This window comes from Streptomyces sp. NPDC047072, from assembly GCF_040643855.1.
Classification (GTDB): Bacteria; Actinomycetota; Actinomycetes; order Streptomycetales; family Streptomycetaceae; genus Streptomyces.
On the sequence record NZ_JBEYVC010000012.1, the window covers coordinates 14,234 to 31,665 of the forward strand.

Here is a 17,432-nt window from a genome sequence, read left to right on the forward strand (position 1 = left end):
TAGTTACTCCGTTCCGGTCGGGTCGTCGACGGCGGCGAGCAGGGCGGCCATGTGTGCCTCGGTGCGAGTCATGCCGGTCTGCGGCGGGGGAGTACCGCCCGGCAGGGCGTAGAGGTTCGGGCGTTGGGGGGTGGGGCTGTGCTCGCGGGCGATCCAGGACCGCCAGTCGGCAGCCCAGGCTGCGGCGGAGCGAGGGCTCCGATCGGCACGGTGGTGGCGCCACTTCGCGTCAGAGGCCTGGAGACCGTGCTCGCCGAGACGTGCGAGATGTCCCTGCTGCTGGGCCCAGGACAGGCATGCGTCATCGACCTGCCAGTCCGCAGCGGAGGTGAGACCGGCAGCACCATTGCTGCTGTCCTTACGGTTCACCTTCGGTTCACTACGGTTCTGGGGGGCAGAATCTGACCCGGGCAGGGGTCGGGATCTGACCCGGGGAGGGGTCAGGTTCTGACGAGGGGGTGCAGATTCTGACCCGGTCAGATCCTGACGAGGGGGGTCGGATTCCGACCGGGTCTTGGGCCAGATGCCGTGCCTGCGCAGCCGCTCGATGTCCAGCTCGGGCGTCGGATCGGACGCGGCCGGGGGCTCGACATAAGCCTCGGGATCGTCCTTGCGGGCCGCCGCGACCTTGGCCAGCCACGCGGCGGCTTGGGGCAGCCGGTAGACCGTGCTGTGCTGCGGGCCGTCGAGGTCGTCGAGCACCTCCAGCTCGCCGGCCACGGCCAGCGCCGTGATGGCGGCGCGCACGGCGTTGCGGCTGGCGTTCGTACGCCTCATGAGCGAGGTGAGGGATGCCCAGGCGACGCACTGTGCGTCGGGGATCCGGTCGGCGATCGACAGCAGGACCAGGCGCGCGTTTCCACGGCTGGCGCTGTGCTCCCACGCCCATTCGCGGGTGTCCCGGCTCATTGGGCCACCGCCCCGACGGGACGGGTGCCGGGAGCCGGCGCCAGAGCGAGGGCATCGGGCGCCCGGTGCACGGCCAGGGAATCGGGCGGTGATGCGAGGACGGCTGCCGCGCAAGCCGGGGTTACCGGCCCTTTGCGCAGGGCAGGCGGCATGTGGGACTCTCCTCCGTGGTGAAACTCGCGCCGGTGTGCCTCGTAGGAAAGGACCGGTGCGGGAAGGTGGGTAAATCTCCGCCCTTGCCGGGGCAGGAGTACCAGTTGGCGTTCGGCGTCCGGGAGTTACCGCTCCCTGGGCGCCGTCGCTGTGTTCCGGGCTATCTCACCCGGCTGGATCGTGCGTTCCGCATGTGGCTCCTGGCGTCGGCTGCCGCCGGGCGGAGAGCCCGGCGAGGGACGACGAACATATGCAGGACCTGCGGCAAGATCCAGACCTTGCTAAAGGACTCTCTACAAGTCGCGCCGGAAGGCGCCGGCACCTGCGCCTACGCGTGGAGGCGGCGGGCCGTGACACAAGCGGCAGGCTGATAGTCCCGCCGTACTCCAGGAGGACCCTCACAGCGTCCCCCTCCGCACCCGCCACACCGAGGCGGGTGGCGGCGACCAACCGCCGACTGGTGTCAGCGACGCAGGTTGTCACCGTGAGGGACGAGCACCACGCGGTCGGCGCAGACGCCCGCGCCGTTCCGGTGCGGGCGCGGCGCCAAAGCGTCAGCCGCTCATCCACGAGCATAGCGAGCACCGGCCGGGCACAGCGATTTTCGAATGACCTCACGAAATTAACCGTGCGGGCATCCCGAAGGTGATCGAGCGTCTCCACAGTTCCTTTCCATTCGAAGATTAAATTCGCATTTCCATTACAGGTGCAGCCATTGCCGGCAGGGTGAAGTGACACGTGTCACCCATGCGATGCACATCTATCGGTAGAAACGGACAGACCGTCCCGAAGGGCGGACGCGCAAACGCCGATAGTGTTTGCGGGGTAGAACTTTCCATACGCAAGATCGATGCGTCAACTGACGTTAATCGCAGGGTACAGTGGCTGAACCCCTGTTAAGTCACGCCCCTTGGGAAGGACCATGAAAGAGCCAGCAGAGGAGCCGGTGAGCCTTCACGCGAAGAGGCTCAGTGACCGGCTCAACCGCCTGTTTGAAGTGGTGCATCCGCCTGGCCGCGGCCCGTACAGCAACTCCGAAGTGGCCGAGCTGATGGCCGAGCGAGGGCTCGAAACCGTGACCTCCACCTATCTCTGGATGCTGCGCACCGGACGCCGGGACAATCCGACGAAGCGTCACCTTGAAGCGCTGGCAAGTTTTTTCGGAGTTCCCGCCGCCTACTGGTTTGACGATGAGGTTGCCGAAAAGACCACGGAGGAACTGAAGTTGCTGGAATTGCTCCGCGACTCCAAGATCAAAAATGTGCTCCTCCGTCTGTCCGACGTCTCGGCGGACGGAAAGGAAGCGGTTCTCGGTCTCGTGGACGGCGTGCGGAAGATGGAGGGGCTGCCGCCCTCCAACTAGCCGAATTCCGGCTACAGTTCAGGAAATGATCAAGGAATGGCAATGTGGTCCACGGGTAGGTGGCGCCAGGATGATCCCCTGGCCGCCCTGGAACTCCCCGACGTCACGAACATCCGCGACCTACGCGACGAGGTCTCCCGTCGTACGGGGCGCGAGGTGATCCTGCAGCCGCAAGAGCAGGCACCGTCGGTCTGCGGGGCTTGTGCGGTCCTGGAGGCCGTCATCTACGTGTTCTACGACCCGCGGACCAGCGGCCTGCATCAAGATCAGATCATCGCTCACGAGTTCATGCATCTGTTCCTCGGGCACCACGAGGCCCGCCCGCTGTCTGCTCTCGCGCCGGCGCTCATCACCACCATGGACCCGGCCATCGTGCAGATGATGTTGGGGCGGACCAAGTACGACGACGCGGAGGAGCACGAGACCGAGCTCCTCGCCTCGCTCCTCCAGCGCCGGATCATCGACCGGTGGCTGCGCAGCGACGAGTCCTCCGGTGACGAGGTCCTGGACCGCGTTGCGCACACCCTGCTGCGCAGGCGGGAGGCCCGGCCGTGAAGGACCTGCTCCACCCGATCAGCCTCGTGGTCGCCGTCCTGGGATTCCTCTGCCTCTTGCGGGACATCCCCGCCCGGCGCCGTGACCCCGCTACCACGGCCCTGGCCTCCGTCTTCCTGCTGTCGGGTCTGTCGTTCCTGTTCTCCATCACCCCGATGTGGGACTACCTCGACCGCGTCCTGGGCACCGTGAACCTCTCTGTCCCTCTGGCCCAGGGCTGCGTGATGGCGCTGATCGCCTGCCAACAGGTGGTCCTCACCTACTGGGGGTCACCCCCGGACATCGCCCGCAGAAGAGCGCGAGCCTGGCTCGGTGCGGGCTTCGCAGTGATCGCGGGGCTACTGGTGCTCTTCGCCCTGCTGACGCCGAGCGCACCGAGGCCGATCGACTTCACGCTGTACTACGCGCACGACAACACGTACGCCGCCTACCTCACCCTCTACGTCACCGCGTACACGATCGGCGAGGTGCTCCTCGCCCGCGGCTGCTGGCGGCTGGCCCGGCGCAGCAAGCGCTCTTCCGTCCGCGTCGGTCTGCGGGTCGTCGCCCTGGGCGCCGTCGTTACCTTTGGATACAGCGGCGTGCGGACGGGCAACGTCATCGCCCCCGCCTTCGGGATCTCCCTCGCCGGCTGGGAGAACTTCGCCTGGACGTGCGGCGACGTCGGCGCCATGCTCACGCTGATCGGTTGGCTGGTGCCCACGATCACCGACCAGGCCAAGAACGTCCGCTACTGGATCAAGCAGCACCTCAGCCACTACCGGCTGCGCCCCCTGTGGCTGGCCTTCTCCAGCGAAGCCCCCGAGATCCGCCTGCCGGTCGACCATGGCGACCCCACCCAGCGCCGCCGCTTTCGCAGCATCGGGTTCAAGCTCTACCGACGGGCGGTGGAGATCCGTGACGGTCGCTTCGTGATCCGCCAGTACCTCGAAGCGGGCGTCCGTGAAAGCAGCGAAGCGCACCACAGGGCGCGAGGACTCGCGGGCGAGGAACTGAACGCTGCTGTCACTGCCGACCAGATACTCGCCGCCATCGCCGCCCACAAGGCTGGCGAGCATCCCCATCCTGACAAGCTCACTGACTTCGCCGATACCGACCCCGAGACCAGCCAACCGATGGACGACATCGACGCCCTCCTCGCTGTTGCCCGCCACCTTCCCCGCCAACGTGCCCGCACCCCCCACCCTGAGCGAGCCTCCATATGACCGATCTGACCCGCCAGCCCGCGCACATCCAGCTGCGGGCCCTGGACCGCCGCGAGATCTCCAGCCGAGAGCTGCTGGACCTTCACCTCGCGCGAATCGACGCCACCACTCTCAACGCCGTCATCACCCGCGACGACGATGCGGCCCGGCAAGCCGCTCACACCGCCGACGAGCGCCGAGCCCGCGGTGAGGTCGGCGGGGTCCTCGACGGTCTCCCGATCACCATCAAGGACAGCTTCGAAACGGCTGGCCTTCGCACCACCAGCGGAGCCGAGGAACTGGCAGACCACGTTCCCGACCAAGACGCAGACGCTGTTGCGCGGCTCCGCCACCAGGACGCGGTGATCATGGGCAAGACAAACACCCCCGCGTACTGCCAGGACCTCCACACCGATAACGCCCTCTTTGGCCGCACGCTCAACCCGCACGACGCAGCGCGAACAACGGGCGGCTCCTCGGGAGGACCTGCTGCGGCGGTCGCCGCCCATCTCACCCCCGCCGACCTCGGCAGTGACCTCGCCGGCTCGCTGCGCCTGCCCGCCCACTACTGCGGGGTGTACGGGCTGAGGCCGACACAAGGACTCGTTCCGGCCCGCGGCCACGTTCCCCGGCCACCGGGCTGGCTCACCAGCAGCGACATGGTTACTCCGGGCCCCCTGGCTCGCCACCCCCGAGACCTCGACCTGCTACTCGCCGCGCTCACCACACCGGCACCCGCCGAGGGCACGCCCTGGCGCGTAGACCTGCCGACGGTCGGCAAGAGCATCGAGCAGTTGAGCATTGCGATCTGGTCCGAGGACCCGAACTGCCCTGTCGACCAGGAGACCTCGCAGGCTCTGGTCACCTTGGAGGAAACGCTGAACGCAGCCGGCGCCTTGGTCCGGCACACACACGGACCTACTGGCTTCGCCGACTCCACACGCCTGTTTGAACAGCTCTTGCATGCCACCGCGACGGCCACCACGAATGACGAGACCGCTGCCGCTGAACTCGCCGCGGCACGACAACTGCAGGACGACGAGACCAGCTCCCGCGCAATCTTCCTCCGCCACCGGACCCAAACCCACCGCAGCTGGTTGCGCGCGAACGAAGAACGCGCCCGACTCCGATCGGACTGGCAGTACTTCTTCACGCAACACGACGTTCTCGTCACACCGGCCGCACCAACGCCCGCGATCCCGGCAGGCAGCCGCACCCTTACGGTCGATGGCCAGGAGCGGAGTTTCTTCGATCAGACCAGCTGGGCCAATCTCACGAGCCACATCGGCCTTCCCAGCCTGGTCGTACCAGTGGCCACGACCACCCAGGGCCTGCCTATTGGCGTCCAGATCGTCGGTCGACCGTACGCCGACCGCGTTCTACTTGCCGTGGCGGACGGACTGGCATCCCTACTTCCTGCCTCCGAGTGAGGATGCAGAATCACCGTGGTGTCCGCCCGGCGACGTTGATCCTGTCGAGGACGAGGTGGCGCAACCTCGTCACTTCAGCCGACGTACCGACTGCCGTATCACCAGCTGCGTGCTGAGTACCACGTGGTCGTCGGTCGCCAGACGTTTTCCGCGGCCCAGAGCCAGCCCGACCGGCGTACGGCCCAGGTCCTCGTACGGAACCCGGACGGTGGTGAGCGCGGGGGAGAGGCCGGTGGCGAAGGCGACGTCGTCGAAGACGACGAGAGACACGTCGCCGGGACGTCCAGCCTGGCCTCCTGCAGCGCGGCCAGAGCGTCGGCCGCCACCATGTCGGTGCCCGCGAAGGCCGCCGTGAAGTCCAGTCCCGCGTCGAGAGCCTGCCGGGTCCGCTGGTAGCCGGAGACGCGGGTGTAGGGGCCGGGCATGTCGAGCTCTTGGGTGTGGGATAGGCCATGGGCGCGCAGCGCGACAAGCCACCCTTCGCGCTGTCGTTCGGCTGTGCTCAGCAGCGGGGCGCCGGCAAAGCGCCCAACGAGCACTGGGACGCCCTGCGCCGCACGGTGGAGGGCATTTCGGAGCGGACCCATCCGCACATCGCCGCACTCGATGGAGCGTTGCTCATGGGAGAGGAGCCCGAAGGCCGTCTCTCCTGGGGGTTCCGCACGCCGATTGCCGGCATCGAGTAGACCGCCGTGACCGATTGGTCTCAAGGGTCTGCCTGGCAGCTTCCCACTGCGTCGACCAGCTCGCGCGCTCGCGCCCCTCCACCCGCGTCGACGCGCGGACAAGCGGCGCGTCCTGCGGCTGCCCCCTCCGTTGGGTTCGCTCAGTCGACCTGAGGCCGGGCGAGTCCGAGGTCGTAGGCGATGATCACGGCCTGGACGCGGTCGCGGGCTCCGATCTTGGCCAGGACACGGCCGACGTGGGATTTGACGGTGGACTCGGCCACGACCAGACGAGCGGCGATCTCGCCGTTGGTCCAGCCTTTGCCCATCGCGATGAGGATTTCGCGCTCGCGGTTGGTGAGCGAGGCGAGCCTCGGATCTTCTGCCGGATCCTTGCGGCGCAGAGGCAAGTGGTGTGCGAACTCGTCCAGCAGACGGCGGGTCAGGGCGGGGGCGACGACGGCGTCCCCGACAGCGACGGCGCGGATACCGGCGAGCAGTTCATCAGGACGGGCTTCCTTGAGGAGGAACCCGCTGGCGCCGGCTCGGAGGGCCGCGTGGGCGTACTCGTCCCGGTCGAAGGTGGTCAGGACGAGTACGCGGGAACGACCGCCGGTGGCGACGATGCGGCGAGTGGCCTCTATGCCGTCCATGCCCGGCATTCGTACGTCCATGAGGACGACGTCGGGGTGAAGTTCGGCGGTCTTTCGTACCGCTTCCGCCCCGTGCGCCGCCTCACCGACCACCTCCATCTCGGGCACGGACTCCAACAGGACGCGGAAGCCGAAGCGTTGGAGATTCTGGTCGTCGACGATGAGCACAGTGATCATGAGGCACCGCCCCGGGGCGTGAGGTCGAGGGTCGCCTCCACGGCCCATCCTCCGCCAGGCGCCGGCCCGGCGCTCAGACTGCCGGAATAGAGAGCCACTCGCTCGCGCATGCCCACCAACCCGTGTCCTTCTTCATTCGACTTCTGTGGCATACGGCTCTGGCCGACCGGGCCGGTGTCATGGACGCGAACCTTCAGCCGGGCGTCCTCCATGGCGATCGTGAGATGCACCCGCGTGCCGGCGCCGGCGTGCTTGAGGGTGTTGGTGAGGGCTTCCTGCACGATGCGGTGAACCGTCAACTGCACGCCGTCGTCGAGGTGTTCCGAGACTCCCGCGGTCCGGTAGACGACCTCCAGCCCGGCGGTGCGTACCTTGGCGCACAGCGCGTCGACGTCCGCGAGGCCGGGCTGCGGGCTCAGCTCGGGCTCGCGCGTGCGCTCCTCTGTGGCATCACGCAGGAGGCCGAGCACACGCCGCAGCTCGCCCAGTGCCTGACGACCGGTGTCTCCGATCAGGACGAGTGCTTCCTTGCCCCGTTGCGGGGAGACGGCGGTGGCGTACGCCCCGGCGTCGGCGAGCGTGATCATGACGGACAGGTTGTGGCCAACGATGTCGTGCATCTCGCGCGCCACCCTGGCGCGTTCGGTGGCGACCGCCAGCCTGCCGCGCTGATCACGCTCGATCTCCAGACGTGCCGCTCGCTCCCGCAATCCGGCGACCTGGGCCCGACGGATCCGTAGTGCGAGGCCGAGTGCCAACGCAGCGGTCGCGGCGCTGAGCAGGAAGAAGAGGGCGACCCAGACCGAGACGGCGACGGAGACGCGCACCGCGACCAGCACCATCGCCCCCAGCATCGCTGTGCCGGCCTGCGGCAGCTGCCGCAGCCGCCCGTGCAGGGCCAGGCTGTACAGGCTGACGAGCGGGGCGATGTCTGCGCGCAACGCGATGCCCAGTGCCCACTGAACTGCGAAGACCGTCACCACGGCGACGAACGCCGGCCATGGCTTCCGGCGCCGCCACAGCAGCGGCAGCACCAGCCCGGCCTGTAGAGCGAGCATTCCCGCCACCGTCGGTTGCTTGAGTGTGGAGCGGAGCGCGCGGGGGACGTCACCGTCCCCGGTGACGCCCCCATCCATCAGGTCCGGCAGACAGAACAGCACGAAGACCAGCCCGACCACCGCGATGTCCACCACCCACGGGCGTTCGGCGTCGGACCGTCTCAGCCGTTCACCGAACCGGCTGAGACGGGCGATGTACGGGCCCATCTCGGTGAAGTCGTCGGTGGTCATGGGGATCGGGGCTCCGCAGTGCCGGTCGTCAGACGTCGCTGCGTACCAGGCGATACGCCGCTCCGGCCAGCGCCAGCACCGTCCAGCCGAGGAAGACCAGCAGGCCGGCTGTCGGCGACAAGGTCGTGGAGTCGTGGGTCAGGGAGTACATCGCCTCGCCCGCGCTGCCGGGCAGGTATGGGCTGATGTCGTTCTGCCAGGATTTCGGCAGCAGTTGCACCAGACCAGGGATCAGCAGCAGGGCGGCTACCAGTACCGAGATGCCGCCCGCGACCGAACGCAGCAGGGCCCCCAGCGCCGCGCCCATCACTCCCACGAGGCCGAGGTAGAGGCTCGCGCCGAGCAGGCTGCGTACAACCCCCGCGTCCGACAAGCTCCGGGCGGCGTTCGTGCCGTCGACGATGCCGCTGGCGAACAGGAAGGTGGCGAACGCGCCGAAGGTTCCCACCGCCAGTGCGACCAGACCGAACACGAACGACTTGGACCACAGGACCGGCAACCGGCGGGGCACCGCGGCCAGCGTGGCGCGGATCGTGCCGGTCGAGTACTCCCCGGCGGTGACCAACACGCCCAGGACGCCGATCGCCAGCTGGGCGAAACCCGTACCGAACAGTGCGAGACTCACGGCCGTCGCGTCGGCGAAGTCGCCGTCCAGGGGCTTTCCGGAGTCGAGCTGCGACTTGTACTGCGTTGTGGCGATGAGCCCGACCGCCACCAGGAACAGCAGGGCCAGGCCCAGCGTGATCCACGTCGAGCGCAGCGACCACAGCTTGGCCCACTCCGAACGCACCACCCGCACGCCGGTCACCCGGTAGGCGGGGCGCGGTGAGGAGCCAGTTTCGGGCGTCTCGGGAGTCCCGGTCGGCACGGTTATGATGCTCATGCGGCCCTCCCCGGGGTCTTGATGCCGGTCGTGGAGGCGGATGCGTGGTACTCCACGGCGTCCTTGGTGAGATCCATGAACGCCTCCTCCAGGGACACCGTCTTCTGGCTGAGCTCGAACAGCGCGATTCCGCTCTCCGCAGCCTTGAGGCCGATCTCCCGGGCGCTCAGACCCCGCACCTGCAGTGCCTCGGAGCCCGGCCGACCTGTGATGTCGACGTCCGGCCCCGCCAGGACCTCACGCAACCTCGTCGGATCCTGCGTCGCCACGTTCACCATGTCGCCGCCCGCCTCGCGGACGAGATCTTGCACAGTCGTGTCTGCCAGCAGCCGCCCGCGGCCGACGATGATCAGGTGGTCCGCCACCAGAGCCATCTCGCTCATCAGGTGAGAGGACACGAACACCGTGCGCCCCTCCGCCGCGAGTCCGAGCAACAGGTTGCGGATCCACAACACGCCCTCGGGGTCCAGCCCGTTCACCGGCTCGTCCAGCATCACCGTCTGGGGATCACCCAGCAGCGCCGCAGCGATGCCGAGCCGCTGCCCCATGCCGAGGGAGAAGGCTCCGGCCCGCCTCTTGGCGACGCTGGCCAGGCCCGCGAGATCGATGACTTCGTCCACCCTGCCGCGGGGCACCCCATGGGTCAGTGCAAGGGCGTTGAGATGCTGGAACGCCGAACGTCCAGGGTGGACCGACTTGGCCTCGAGCAGTGCGCCCACTTCTTGCAGCGGCGCCCGGTGCTCGGCGTACCGGCGGCCGGCGACCGTGACAGAACCGCTCGTCGGCGCGTCGAGCCCGACGATCATGCGCATGGTCGTGGACTTCCCCGCACCGTTCGGCCCGAGAAAGCCGGTGACGGTGCCAGGTCGTACGACGAAGTCCAGTCGATCCACGGCTGTCTTCTCGCCGTATTTCTTTGTGAGTTGTTGTGCCTCGATCATCGAGTTGTGTCCTCGGAATGGTGGCGCCGGACGGTTCTGGCGCCTCTGTCGCCAAAGCTAGGCGGGCGGGTCCTTGGATCTCGTGCTACTGCGGTCGGAACTCTTGCGAGCGTCTAGTACCGCGGTACGAGAAGTCTGATCTGAGATACAGGACTCAAAGCCGTGGGTCCCCGCCAGTGGCCGACACGACACTCGTGCCGGCCCATACTCGCGGGGGCGATCTGTCGGTCGGACATTGCCGGCCGATCACCGTGTCACTTCCAGATGACCGACCCGTCGTCCTCAGGGAGTTCGCCGTCGCCCAGGTCCGCATAAGCACGTGCGGCTGCGGGGTGCAGCGGGAGCGGGGTGCGGGCCATGTCGGCGGGGACCAGCGGGTAACCGATGGGGGAGCGGTCGGCCGGGATGTGCCGGTACTGCCCCTCCAGCGCTGCCCGGGTGCGGACCATGCACCAGGTGACCAGATAGGCGAGGTCGTCTTCCATGTCCTCGCGGCACAGCAGTCCGAAGTCGGCGAAGTCCAGCGTGGTGAGGTCCTTTTCCAGGCCCGGAAGGTAGCCGGCGGGAACGGTGGCCCGGCCCCATCCCTCGGCCTCGAACGCGTCCAGTACGGCGTCGCCCCAGGGCAGGTACTTGACCGGCCGGACCCGGTCGATGCTCTGCCAGTGGGGGGTCATGATGGCTTCGTGGATGAGGACGTCGGCCTTGCCGGACGCGAACTGGTGGATCGGCGGGAAGGGGCGTTCGTCGTAGAAGAACGAGAACCGGTCGGGGTCGAGTCCGGCCAGGCGGAGTCCTTTGTGAGCGGCGAAGCCGATCAGGTTCACCCCGTCGTCTTGGGAGGTCGCGATCGTGAGAGGGCGGTCGACGGACGCCAGGTCGGCCACGGTGGACACGGGGAGTTCGGCGTCCACCGCGACCACGAGCCGGTCCCGCTGCGGGAGAACACCCAGGGCGGCCAAGCCTTTCAGCTCGCCGGCCTGCTGCATCATGCTCAACGCGGCAGTCGGCGTGACGATGGTGATGTCGCACTCCTTGGCACGCAGCGCCGCGATCTGGTCGGACCCACCGCGTCCGTTCCAAATGCCGAAACGCGAGCCTTCTGGTGACCGATCGCCCAGCTCCTGGGAGAGCCAGCCGCAGATCCGGTGGAAGTTCGCCTGCCCCCAGTCCGCGCGGAACTGGACGGTGACCGGACGGTTCAGACGCGGACTGTCACTCATGCTGCTACTCCCTTGCGCACAATAATGTGTCGTGATGCGGAACAGTGTCCCGCAGTCTGCTACTCGATGACGTCGTTGGCAAGACTGGACAGCGGTCGACGCATGATGTCTCCATAGGGAACCGCTACAAGATCGAGGCGTGTCTGTGTCGCAGCTCGTGGGTTCACCCGGAGGCAGGACGACGTCGAGTGCGGCACCGCCGAGAGGCGCATCTGGCCCGCTGGATCGGCGGGCCGGGCACTTGGGCCGCCGACGGGGGGAGCTGCGACCTCACCCCGCTCCGTGGAGGGATCGCAAGCCGCGGCCAGCGCAACGGTTGAGCCGCTAGGCCAGGCGTGCGGCGATACCGTCCAGGAGTATCTCCAGGCCCGGGTCGAAGAGGGTGGCCGGATCGGGATATGTCGTCTCGGCCATGATCTTCGCCAGTGCCGGGTAGTGACCGGTCGCCACCATCTGCGCCAGGTACGGGCCGCGGGTCAGCCGCCACTCGTCCTCGGTCATACCGGTCGCCCGCTCGGCGTTCAGCTCGGCCAGCGCGGTGCGAAGCGCGCCGACGACGTAGGAGTTCAGCGCCCCGAACGCGACCATGATGGTGTCGACGTCGCGGTCTCCGAACGTGGCGAACGCGACCTCCAGGTAGCGCAACGCGTTCGGGCCGAGGTGGGGTCGGCCGCCGAGCAGTTCGGCGAACCACTCGTGCCGCAGCGCGCATCGCCAGGTCTCGTGCGCGATCTCGCGCAGGTCGGAACGCCAGTCGCTGGTCGACTCGGGGAGCCGGACCTCCCCGTATACCGCGTCGACCATGAGGTCGAACAGGTCCTCCTTAGTGTCGATGTATCCGTACAGCCGCATCGGCCCGGCGCCGAGTGCGGCCGCCACTTTCCGCAGCGACACCGCTGCGAGGCCCTCCGCGTCCGCCAGCTCGATGGCTGCTGCGACGATCCGTTCCCGGCTCAGCGGTACGGGCGCCGGGCGGCTGGCTGGTTCGGGCCGGTCCCACACCGGTTTTGGCTCACTCATTGGCAGTCACGTTACCCCACTCCGCTCACTATGCCGTATCGTCCGATACGCTGTATCGCACTATACGGCGTATTGAAGGAGGAAGGAATGATCGAGGAATCGACCGGCGTGCTGGTGGTCGGCGGGGGCCTCGTCGGGTTGTCCACGGCGCTGTTCCTGGCGTGGCATGACGTGCCAGTGACGCTCGTGGAGCGGCATCCGGGCAGCTCCCCGCACCCCCGGGCGCTGGGGTACACGATGCGGACAGCAGAGTTGTACCGGTCCGTGGGGGTGCGATGGCCGGAGATCCCGGCCTTCCGCGACGGCTTCCGGCGGGTCCGCGTGACCAGCCTGGCCGGTGAGCGGCTGGAGGAGCTGCCGTGGGAGTCCGGTAATGCACCGGAGGCTGATTACTCACCAGCCGACAAGATCGGCCTACCGCAGGACAAGCTGGAGCCGCTTTTGCGTGCGCGGGCCGAAGAACTCGGCGCGGACATCCGGTTCGGCACCAACCTGGTGTCCTTCGAACAGGACGAGACCGGGGTGACGGGTCTGATCCGCGACGTCGTCGATGGTGGCGAACGGTCGGTCCGAGCGAAGTACCTCGTGGCCGCGGATGGTCACCGCAGCCCGATCCGGGAAAGTTTCGGGATCACCCGCAGCGGCCGCGGTTATCTGGGCACGACACGCAGCGTTCTGTTCGACGCCCGTCTGGAGCATCTGCGGGACGGGTTCGTCCAGTTCGTCATCGACCAGCCGGATCTCCAGGCTTTTCTGCTGTCCTACGGGGATGACCGCTGGGTACTGATGCTCCAGTCCGAGGAGGAGCCGACAGAGCCCGAGTGGCGACGATTGATCACCAGCGCGATCGGAGTCTCCGATGTGGACTACGAACTGATCACCACCGGGCGGTGGGAGATGCGCGCGGCGATCGCCGAATCGTACGCGCACGGCCGGGTCTTCCTCGCCGGAGACGCCGCCCATACCCTGCCGCCAAGCCGTGGTGGGTATGGCGCGAACACCGGCATCCAGGATGCGCACAATCTGGCGTGGAAGCTCGCTGCGGTGCTCTCCGGCCAGGCCGGTGAGGAATTGCTCGACTCCTACGACGCGGAGCGGCGGCCCGTCGCCTGGCTGTGTCATCAACAACTCTTCGCCCGACAGGACCAGCAGCTGGTCGACATGGGGCCTCGCGAGGCCATCGAGATCATCGACGACATTGCGCTGTGCTTCGGCTATCTCTACCGTTCTTCCGCCGTGCTGGGCGCCGGGCCCGACCTGCCACCGGCGCGTCGCCCCGACGAATGGGCGGGCCGTCCGGGGACCCGCGCACCGCACGTCTGGCTCGACCGCGACAACGACCGGGTGTCGACGATAGATCTCTCGGCGCGGAACTGGGTGCTGCTCACCGTAGGCGGTGACTGGGACCTCGAACCGATCCCCGGCCTTGCGCTGGATCAGGTGCGCGCGGACGAGGTCGCTCTCGCGTTCGACCTCAAACCTGGCGGGGGAGTGCTGATCCGACCTGACGGCTACGTCGCCTGGCGATCGCAGGAAGCCCCGGCCGATCCCAGGGCCGCCGTCAGCGATGCCCTCGCCGAACTGCTCAGCCGTTAAGCACTCGGCACAATGGTGCGCGCCAGTTCCCACAGATCGGGCAGCGCGGCGCTGATGCGCTGTCCGGCCTGGGGAGGCAGGCGGAGCAAGGCATCTGAGATCACCTCGTCGAGACTGTCGTCGATGGCCCTGCCGGCTCCGATGGTCTTCTCCGTGGGGTGGAGTTCGGCGAAGCGTCGGTCACGCGCGCTGGGGCGTCGGTCGATGAACCCGTCCCGGATGAGCTGGGTGACGATCGTGCTGACGTTGTTGGGCTGCATGGCCAGGCTGTCCGCGACTTCGCGGATGCTGACGCCGGGTCGGCTCTCGACGAGGTGGAGCACTTCCTGGGCTAGGGGCCGGACCTTCTGGCCCACCGGGGGAGTCTGGCGCTGCCGGAGCGCCCGGTGGAGTGTCCGGACCAGACGAACAAGGTCGGCGGGCAACTGCTCGGATTCTCGCTCCGTCACGTCCTCAGTCACCTGTGCTCCCTGTACGTCTCTCCGTGTTTGAATACTCACCCCACCTAGGATTCCATTTAGCAGGATGGTAGTCCTATATTATGGGACAGGAAGTCATTATGTGCCCGTTCAATGCGTCGCCCATCCGCTCCGCGGAACCAAAGATCGACCGCTCCCTGACCCTGCATCTGCGAGGCGATTGGGGCAGCGCGAACCTGCATCGGATCTGCGGCTGGATCACCCAGGAACTCGCCGGGCGCTCGGGCCCGCACACCCGGATTGCCACCTGGAACGGCAGGGGGTTCGTCGACGCTGTGCGGGCGGTAGGCCGTGGCGAGGTCCACGTCGCCCTGACGACGCCGGCCGCCTTCACGGTCGCGGCGCTCGAAGGGAGCGGCGTGTACGCAGGCGAGTCTTACCCGGACCTTCGAGCCCTCGGTGTGATTCCGCGACGAGCTCGCCTGGTCGTGGCGGTACACAGGGATCTCGGCATCACCACCTTTGCCGAGCTTCGTGAGCGAAAGCCTGTACTTCGGCTGGCCACAGCCGTCCAGGACGGTGCCCACCACGTCGGACTCGCCGCACACGAGGTCTTGACCCGGTCGGGCGTCGACATCACCGGTTGGGGTGGCGAACTGCTCGAGGACGAGTACCCGTCCAAGTCGCTCGACCATGTGAGAGAAGGCCGGGCAAACGCCATCGTGCATGAGACGATCATGCAGCCGGACTGGCTGGATATCAGTCGGCACCTGAACCTCTTGGAGATCGAGGAGGACGTCCTCGGAGGGCTCTTCGACGACTTCGCCTGGCCGGCGACGGTCGTCGAGGGCGAATACTTTCCCGGGCGGGCTGCTTTCAGGACCCTCGATTTCTCCGACGTCCTAGTGCTCGCTCGTGCCGACCTTCCCGACGACGTCGGCTATGCAATCGCCTGGGTGCTCGGGGAGACGAGGCACACCCTTGAGAGCCAGTACCTTCACCTGGCTCCCGAGTGCAGCCCGCTGACCTTTCCCCTTGACCCCCGGGCCCTGGGTGCGACACCCCTCCCTCTGCATCGGGGAGCCGCCCGCTACTACAGCGCCCTGCCCGGCTCATGACCCACGGCGTGCACATGTCCCATCGCACCACCAGCCACCGCACATTCAAGCAGGGAAGGGCTCGGCACTAGCTATGAACCACCAGCACGGCGTGACCACCATGACGGACAACTGGATCACTGTCACCACAGCAGACGGCCCGATGCGCGTGTACGTCGCACGGCCCGAACACACCACCGACCGGGCGGTGATCGTCCTGCAGGAGGCATTCGGCGTCAATGACCACATCCAGGACATCGCCCGCCGCTACGCCGCCCGTGGTTTCCTCGCTCTCGCCCCTGACCTGTTCCACCGCAACGGAGTCGGCACAGTGGCCTACGAACAGCATGCCGAGGCCATGCCTCTGATCGGCGCAATTGGGCCGGACGCGATCGCCACCGATGTCGAGGCCGTACTCGAACACCTTGCCGAAAAGGAAGGCGTTCCCGCCTCCCGTACTGCCCTCAACGGCTTCTGCTTCGGCGGCCGGGCCGCCTTCACCGCCGCCACCGGCATCAGCGGACTCGGCGCCACCGTCGTCTTCTACGGCCCTGGTATCGCAGTCGGCCCGTATGCGGTCTTGGACCGGGCCAAGGAGATCGACGCGCCCCTGCTGCTGCACGTTGGTGCCGAGGACCCCACCATTCCCGCCGAACAGGTCGCGGCCATCGAGGGGGCTCTCACCGCCGCGGGAGCCGACTTCGAGAGCCACATCTACACGGGTGCCGGGCATGCTTTCGCCTGCGACGCCCGCCCCCACATGTACGTCGAGATCAGTGCACGCAGGGCCTGGCGGCGTACTCACGCGTTTCTCGACAAGTACCTGCCCGTGGCCGCCTGACCACCGCCCTACGCCGAAACAGGAAGTCTCATGGGCACTGTCACCGAAGTTATCGCGGTCGCCTGCTCCGACGAGCCGTCCCGCCTGGTCGAGCGCGATGAGCACCTTCTGCTCTCCCCGCCCCACCCCAACTCGTTCCCGGTGAAGCTGTGGCGGGATCACGAGCCGCTGAGTGTGGTCCACTTCCCGCAGGATTACGAGGCCGTGCCGTTCGCCCCGCCCCGCGGCATCTACGAGAGTGCACAGATCCGCGTCGAGTGGCAGACGATGGACAACCGCCAGCCCTTTTACCACCGCAACTGCGACGTCGACGAGATCTCCTACCAGATCGCCGGCGAGCGCACGCTGATGACCGAGCTCGGCGTCGTGGAACACCGGCCGGGAGAGTTCTCCCGGTTGCCTCGCGGTGTCGCCCACGACAACTACGGGCGTCGCGAGAGCCACCTGCTCTTCTATACACCCACTCCTGTCCGCGAGGAACGCGCCCCAGCACGGCCGTCGCAGGCAGTGATCCCCGTGTTTCCCGGCTGGGAACCAGGCAAGGTCAACGAGGCGGTCACCCGTTGCATGGGTGCCGCGGGACACGACGTTACAGTCACGCCTGTCGACGAGTTGAGGCTGCTCGAGCAGGTCTACGCCGAGGATGAGCGCCTCCAGGTCCTCACTGGCACCGACGAAATTGGCATGACCTGGCTTTACCGTGGCGTCGACTTCCGCATGGGCACCGTTTGCCTGAAACCCAATACTCAGCGCGTGTACCGGCGCACCCTGGATGCCGATCAGATCCAGTATCAGATCAGCGGCCGACGCACCCTGATCAGCCAGCGCGGCATCGTCGACCTCCGACCGGGTGACTTCGTGCGCATCCCGCTCGGTGTCGCGCACGCGAGCGTCTGTGCCGAGGAGAGTCGGCACATCGGCCTGTATGCCGCCCCCGAACTTCCGCAGGTCGCCGAGACCACCAGGACCGCCGAGCCGTACACCCCCGAACGCTTGGCCGCGCTGCAGCCATCAGACCGATAAGGAGACGCACA

17 protein-coding genes and 1 pseudogene are annotated in these 17,432 nt (G+C 67.5%); 9 read left to right on the plus strand and 9 right to left on the minus strand.

Annotation, left to right across the window (positions count from 1 at the left end; translation table 11 throughout):
• Positions 1-3: 3 nt before the first annotated feature.
• Entirely contained in the window at positions 4-909 is a 906-nt protein-coding gene (locus tag ABZ896_RS07800; RefSeq protein WP_360923570.1) for a helix-turn-helix domain-containing protein, read from the minus strand.
• A gap of 1,075 nt (positions 910-1,984) precedes the next feature.
• Here ABZ896_RS07800 and ABZ896_RS07805 point away from each other — a divergent pair.
• Genes ABZ896_RS07805 through ABZ896_RS07820 form a run of 4 tightly spaced genes read left to right on the plus strand, consistent with a single transcriptional unit; the run spans position 1,985 to position 5,594 of the window.
• Complete coding sequence (locus ABZ896_RS07805) at positions 1,985-2,425, plus strand: XRE family transcriptional regulator (RefSeq protein ID WP_360923573.1); 441 nt, start codon at positions 1,985-1,987, stop codon at positions 2,423-2,425.
• Positions 2,426-2,467: 42 nt separating this feature from the next.
• On the plus strand, positions 2,468-2,980 hold the full coding sequence (locus ABZ896_RS07810; RefSeq protein ID WP_360923576.1) for a hypothetical protein: 513 nt from the start codon (positions 2,468-2,470) through the stop codon (positions 2,978-2,980).
• Positions 2,977-4,185 carry an MAB_1171c family putative transporter gene (locus ABZ896_RS07815; protein WP_360923578.1) on the plus strand — a complete coding sequence of 403 codons (1,209 nt, stop codon included), beginning with the start codon at positions 2,977-2,979 and terminating at the stop codon, positions 4,183-4,185. Before ABZ896_RS07810 ends, ABZ896_RS07815 begins: the two co-directional genes overlap by 4 nt.
• The gene (locus ABZ896_RS07820) at positions 4,182-5,594 is read left to right on the plus strand and encodes an amidase family protein (RefSeq protein ID WP_360923581.1); all 1,413 of its coding nucleotides are present in this window, start codon (positions 4,182-4,184) and stop codon (positions 5,592-5,594) included. The genes ABZ896_RS07815 and ABZ896_RS07820 overlap by 4 nt, the downstream gene beginning before the upstream one ends.
• A 69-nt stretch (positions 5,595-5,663) precedes the next feature.
• Here the strand turns inward: ABZ896_RS07820 and ABZ896_RS07825 are convergent.
• Positions 5,664-6,133 (minus strand): annotated as a pseudogene (locus ABZ896_RS07825) (substrate-binding domain-containing protein).
• Here ABZ896_RS07825 and ABZ896_RS07830 point away from each other — a divergent pair.
• On the plus strand, positions 6,047-6,280 hold the full coding sequence (locus ABZ896_RS07830) for a hypothetical protein (RefSeq protein ID WP_360923841.1): 234 nt from the start codon (positions 6,047-6,049) through the stop codon (positions 6,278-6,280). The pseudogene ABZ896_RS07825 and the gene ABZ896_RS07830 sit on opposite strands and share 87 nt — an antisense overlap.
• 140 nt (positions 6,281-6,420) lie before the next feature.
• On the opposite strand, the gene ABZ896_RS07835 is transcribed toward ABZ896_RS07830, so the two are convergent.
• From ABZ896_RS07835 to ABZ896_RS07860, 6 genes are all read right to left on the minus strand, one after another.
• Entirely contained in the window at positions 6,421-7,089 is a 669-nt protein-coding gene (locus tag ABZ896_RS07835; protein ID WP_360923583.1) for a response regulator transcription factor, read from the minus strand.
• Positions 7,086-8,378 (minus strand): histidine kinase, encoded by a 1,293-nt coding sequence (locus tag ABZ896_RS07840; RefSeq protein WP_360923585.1) that lies wholly within the window; start codon positions 8,376-8,378, stop codon positions 7,086-7,088. The genes ABZ896_RS07835 and ABZ896_RS07840 overlap by 4 nt, the downstream gene beginning before the upstream one ends.
• A 28-nt stretch (positions 8,379-8,406) precedes the next feature.
• The gene (locus ABZ896_RS07845; RefSeq protein WP_360923588.1) at positions 8,407-9,261 is read right to left on the minus strand and encodes an ABC transporter permease subunit; all 855 of its coding nucleotides are present in this window, start codon (positions 9,259-9,261) and stop codon (positions 8,407-8,409) included.
• Positions 9,258-10,202 (minus strand): ATP-binding cassette domain-containing protein, encoded by a 945-nt coding sequence (locus ABZ896_RS07850; RefSeq protein WP_360923591.1) that lies wholly within the window; start codon positions 10,200-10,202, stop codon positions 9,258-9,260. The genes ABZ896_RS07845 and ABZ896_RS07850 overlap by 4 nt, the downstream gene beginning before the upstream one ends.
• Positions 10,203-10,456: 254 nt before the next feature.
• Positions 10,457-11,425 carry a TAXI family TRAP transporter solute-binding subunit gene (locus tag ABZ896_RS07855; protein WP_360923593.1) on the minus strand — a complete coding sequence of 323 codons (969 nt, stop codon included), beginning with the start codon at positions 11,423-11,425 and terminating at the stop codon, positions 10,457-10,459.
• Positions 11,426-11,749: 324 nt separating this feature from the next.
• Positions 11,750-12,445, minus strand: a complete 696-nt coding sequence (locus ABZ896_RS07860; protein WP_360923596.1) for a TetR/AcrR family transcriptional regulator — start codon at positions 12,443-12,445, stop codon at positions 11,750-11,752.
• Between the two features lie 87 nt (positions 12,446-12,532).
• Between ABZ896_RS07860 and ABZ896_RS07865 the strand changes: the two genes are divergently transcribed.
• Positions 12,533-14,041 (plus strand): FAD-dependent monooxygenase, encoded by a 1,509-nt coding sequence (locus tag ABZ896_RS07865; protein ID WP_360923599.1) that lies wholly within the window; start codon positions 12,533-12,535, stop codon positions 14,039-14,041.
• On the opposite strand, the gene ABZ896_RS07870 is transcribed toward ABZ896_RS07865, so the two are convergent.
• Entirely contained in the window at positions 14,038-14,502 is a 465-nt protein-coding gene (locus ABZ896_RS07870; protein ID WP_360923602.1) for a MarR family transcriptional regulator, read from the minus strand. The two genes, ABZ896_RS07865 and ABZ896_RS07870, sit on opposite strands and share 4 nt — an antisense overlap.
• Positions 14,503-14,582: 80 nt before the next feature.
• Between ABZ896_RS07870 and ABZ896_RS07875 the strand changes: the two genes are divergently transcribed.
• From ABZ896_RS07875 to ABZ896_RS07885, 3 genes are all read left to right on the plus strand, one after another.
• On the plus strand, positions 14,583-15,578 hold the full coding sequence (locus ABZ896_RS07875; protein ID WP_360923605.1) for a TAXI family TRAP transporter solute-binding subunit: 996 nt from the start codon (positions 14,583-14,585) through the stop codon (positions 15,576-15,578).
• A gap of 100 nt (positions 15,579-15,678) precedes the next feature.
• Positions 15,679-16,398: a dienelactone hydrolase family protein gene (locus tag ABZ896_RS07880; protein ID WP_360923824.1), complete on the plus strand. Its 720-nt coding sequence runs from the start codon at positions 15,679-15,681 to the stop codon at positions 16,396-16,398.
• Positions 16,399-16,428: 30 nt separating this feature from the next.
• On the plus strand, positions 16,429-17,421 hold the full coding sequence (locus tag ABZ896_RS07885; RefSeq protein ID WP_360923608.1) for a hypothetical protein: 993 nt from the start codon (positions 16,429-16,431) through the stop codon (positions 17,419-17,421).
• Positions 17,422-17,432: the final 11 nt, after the last annotated feature.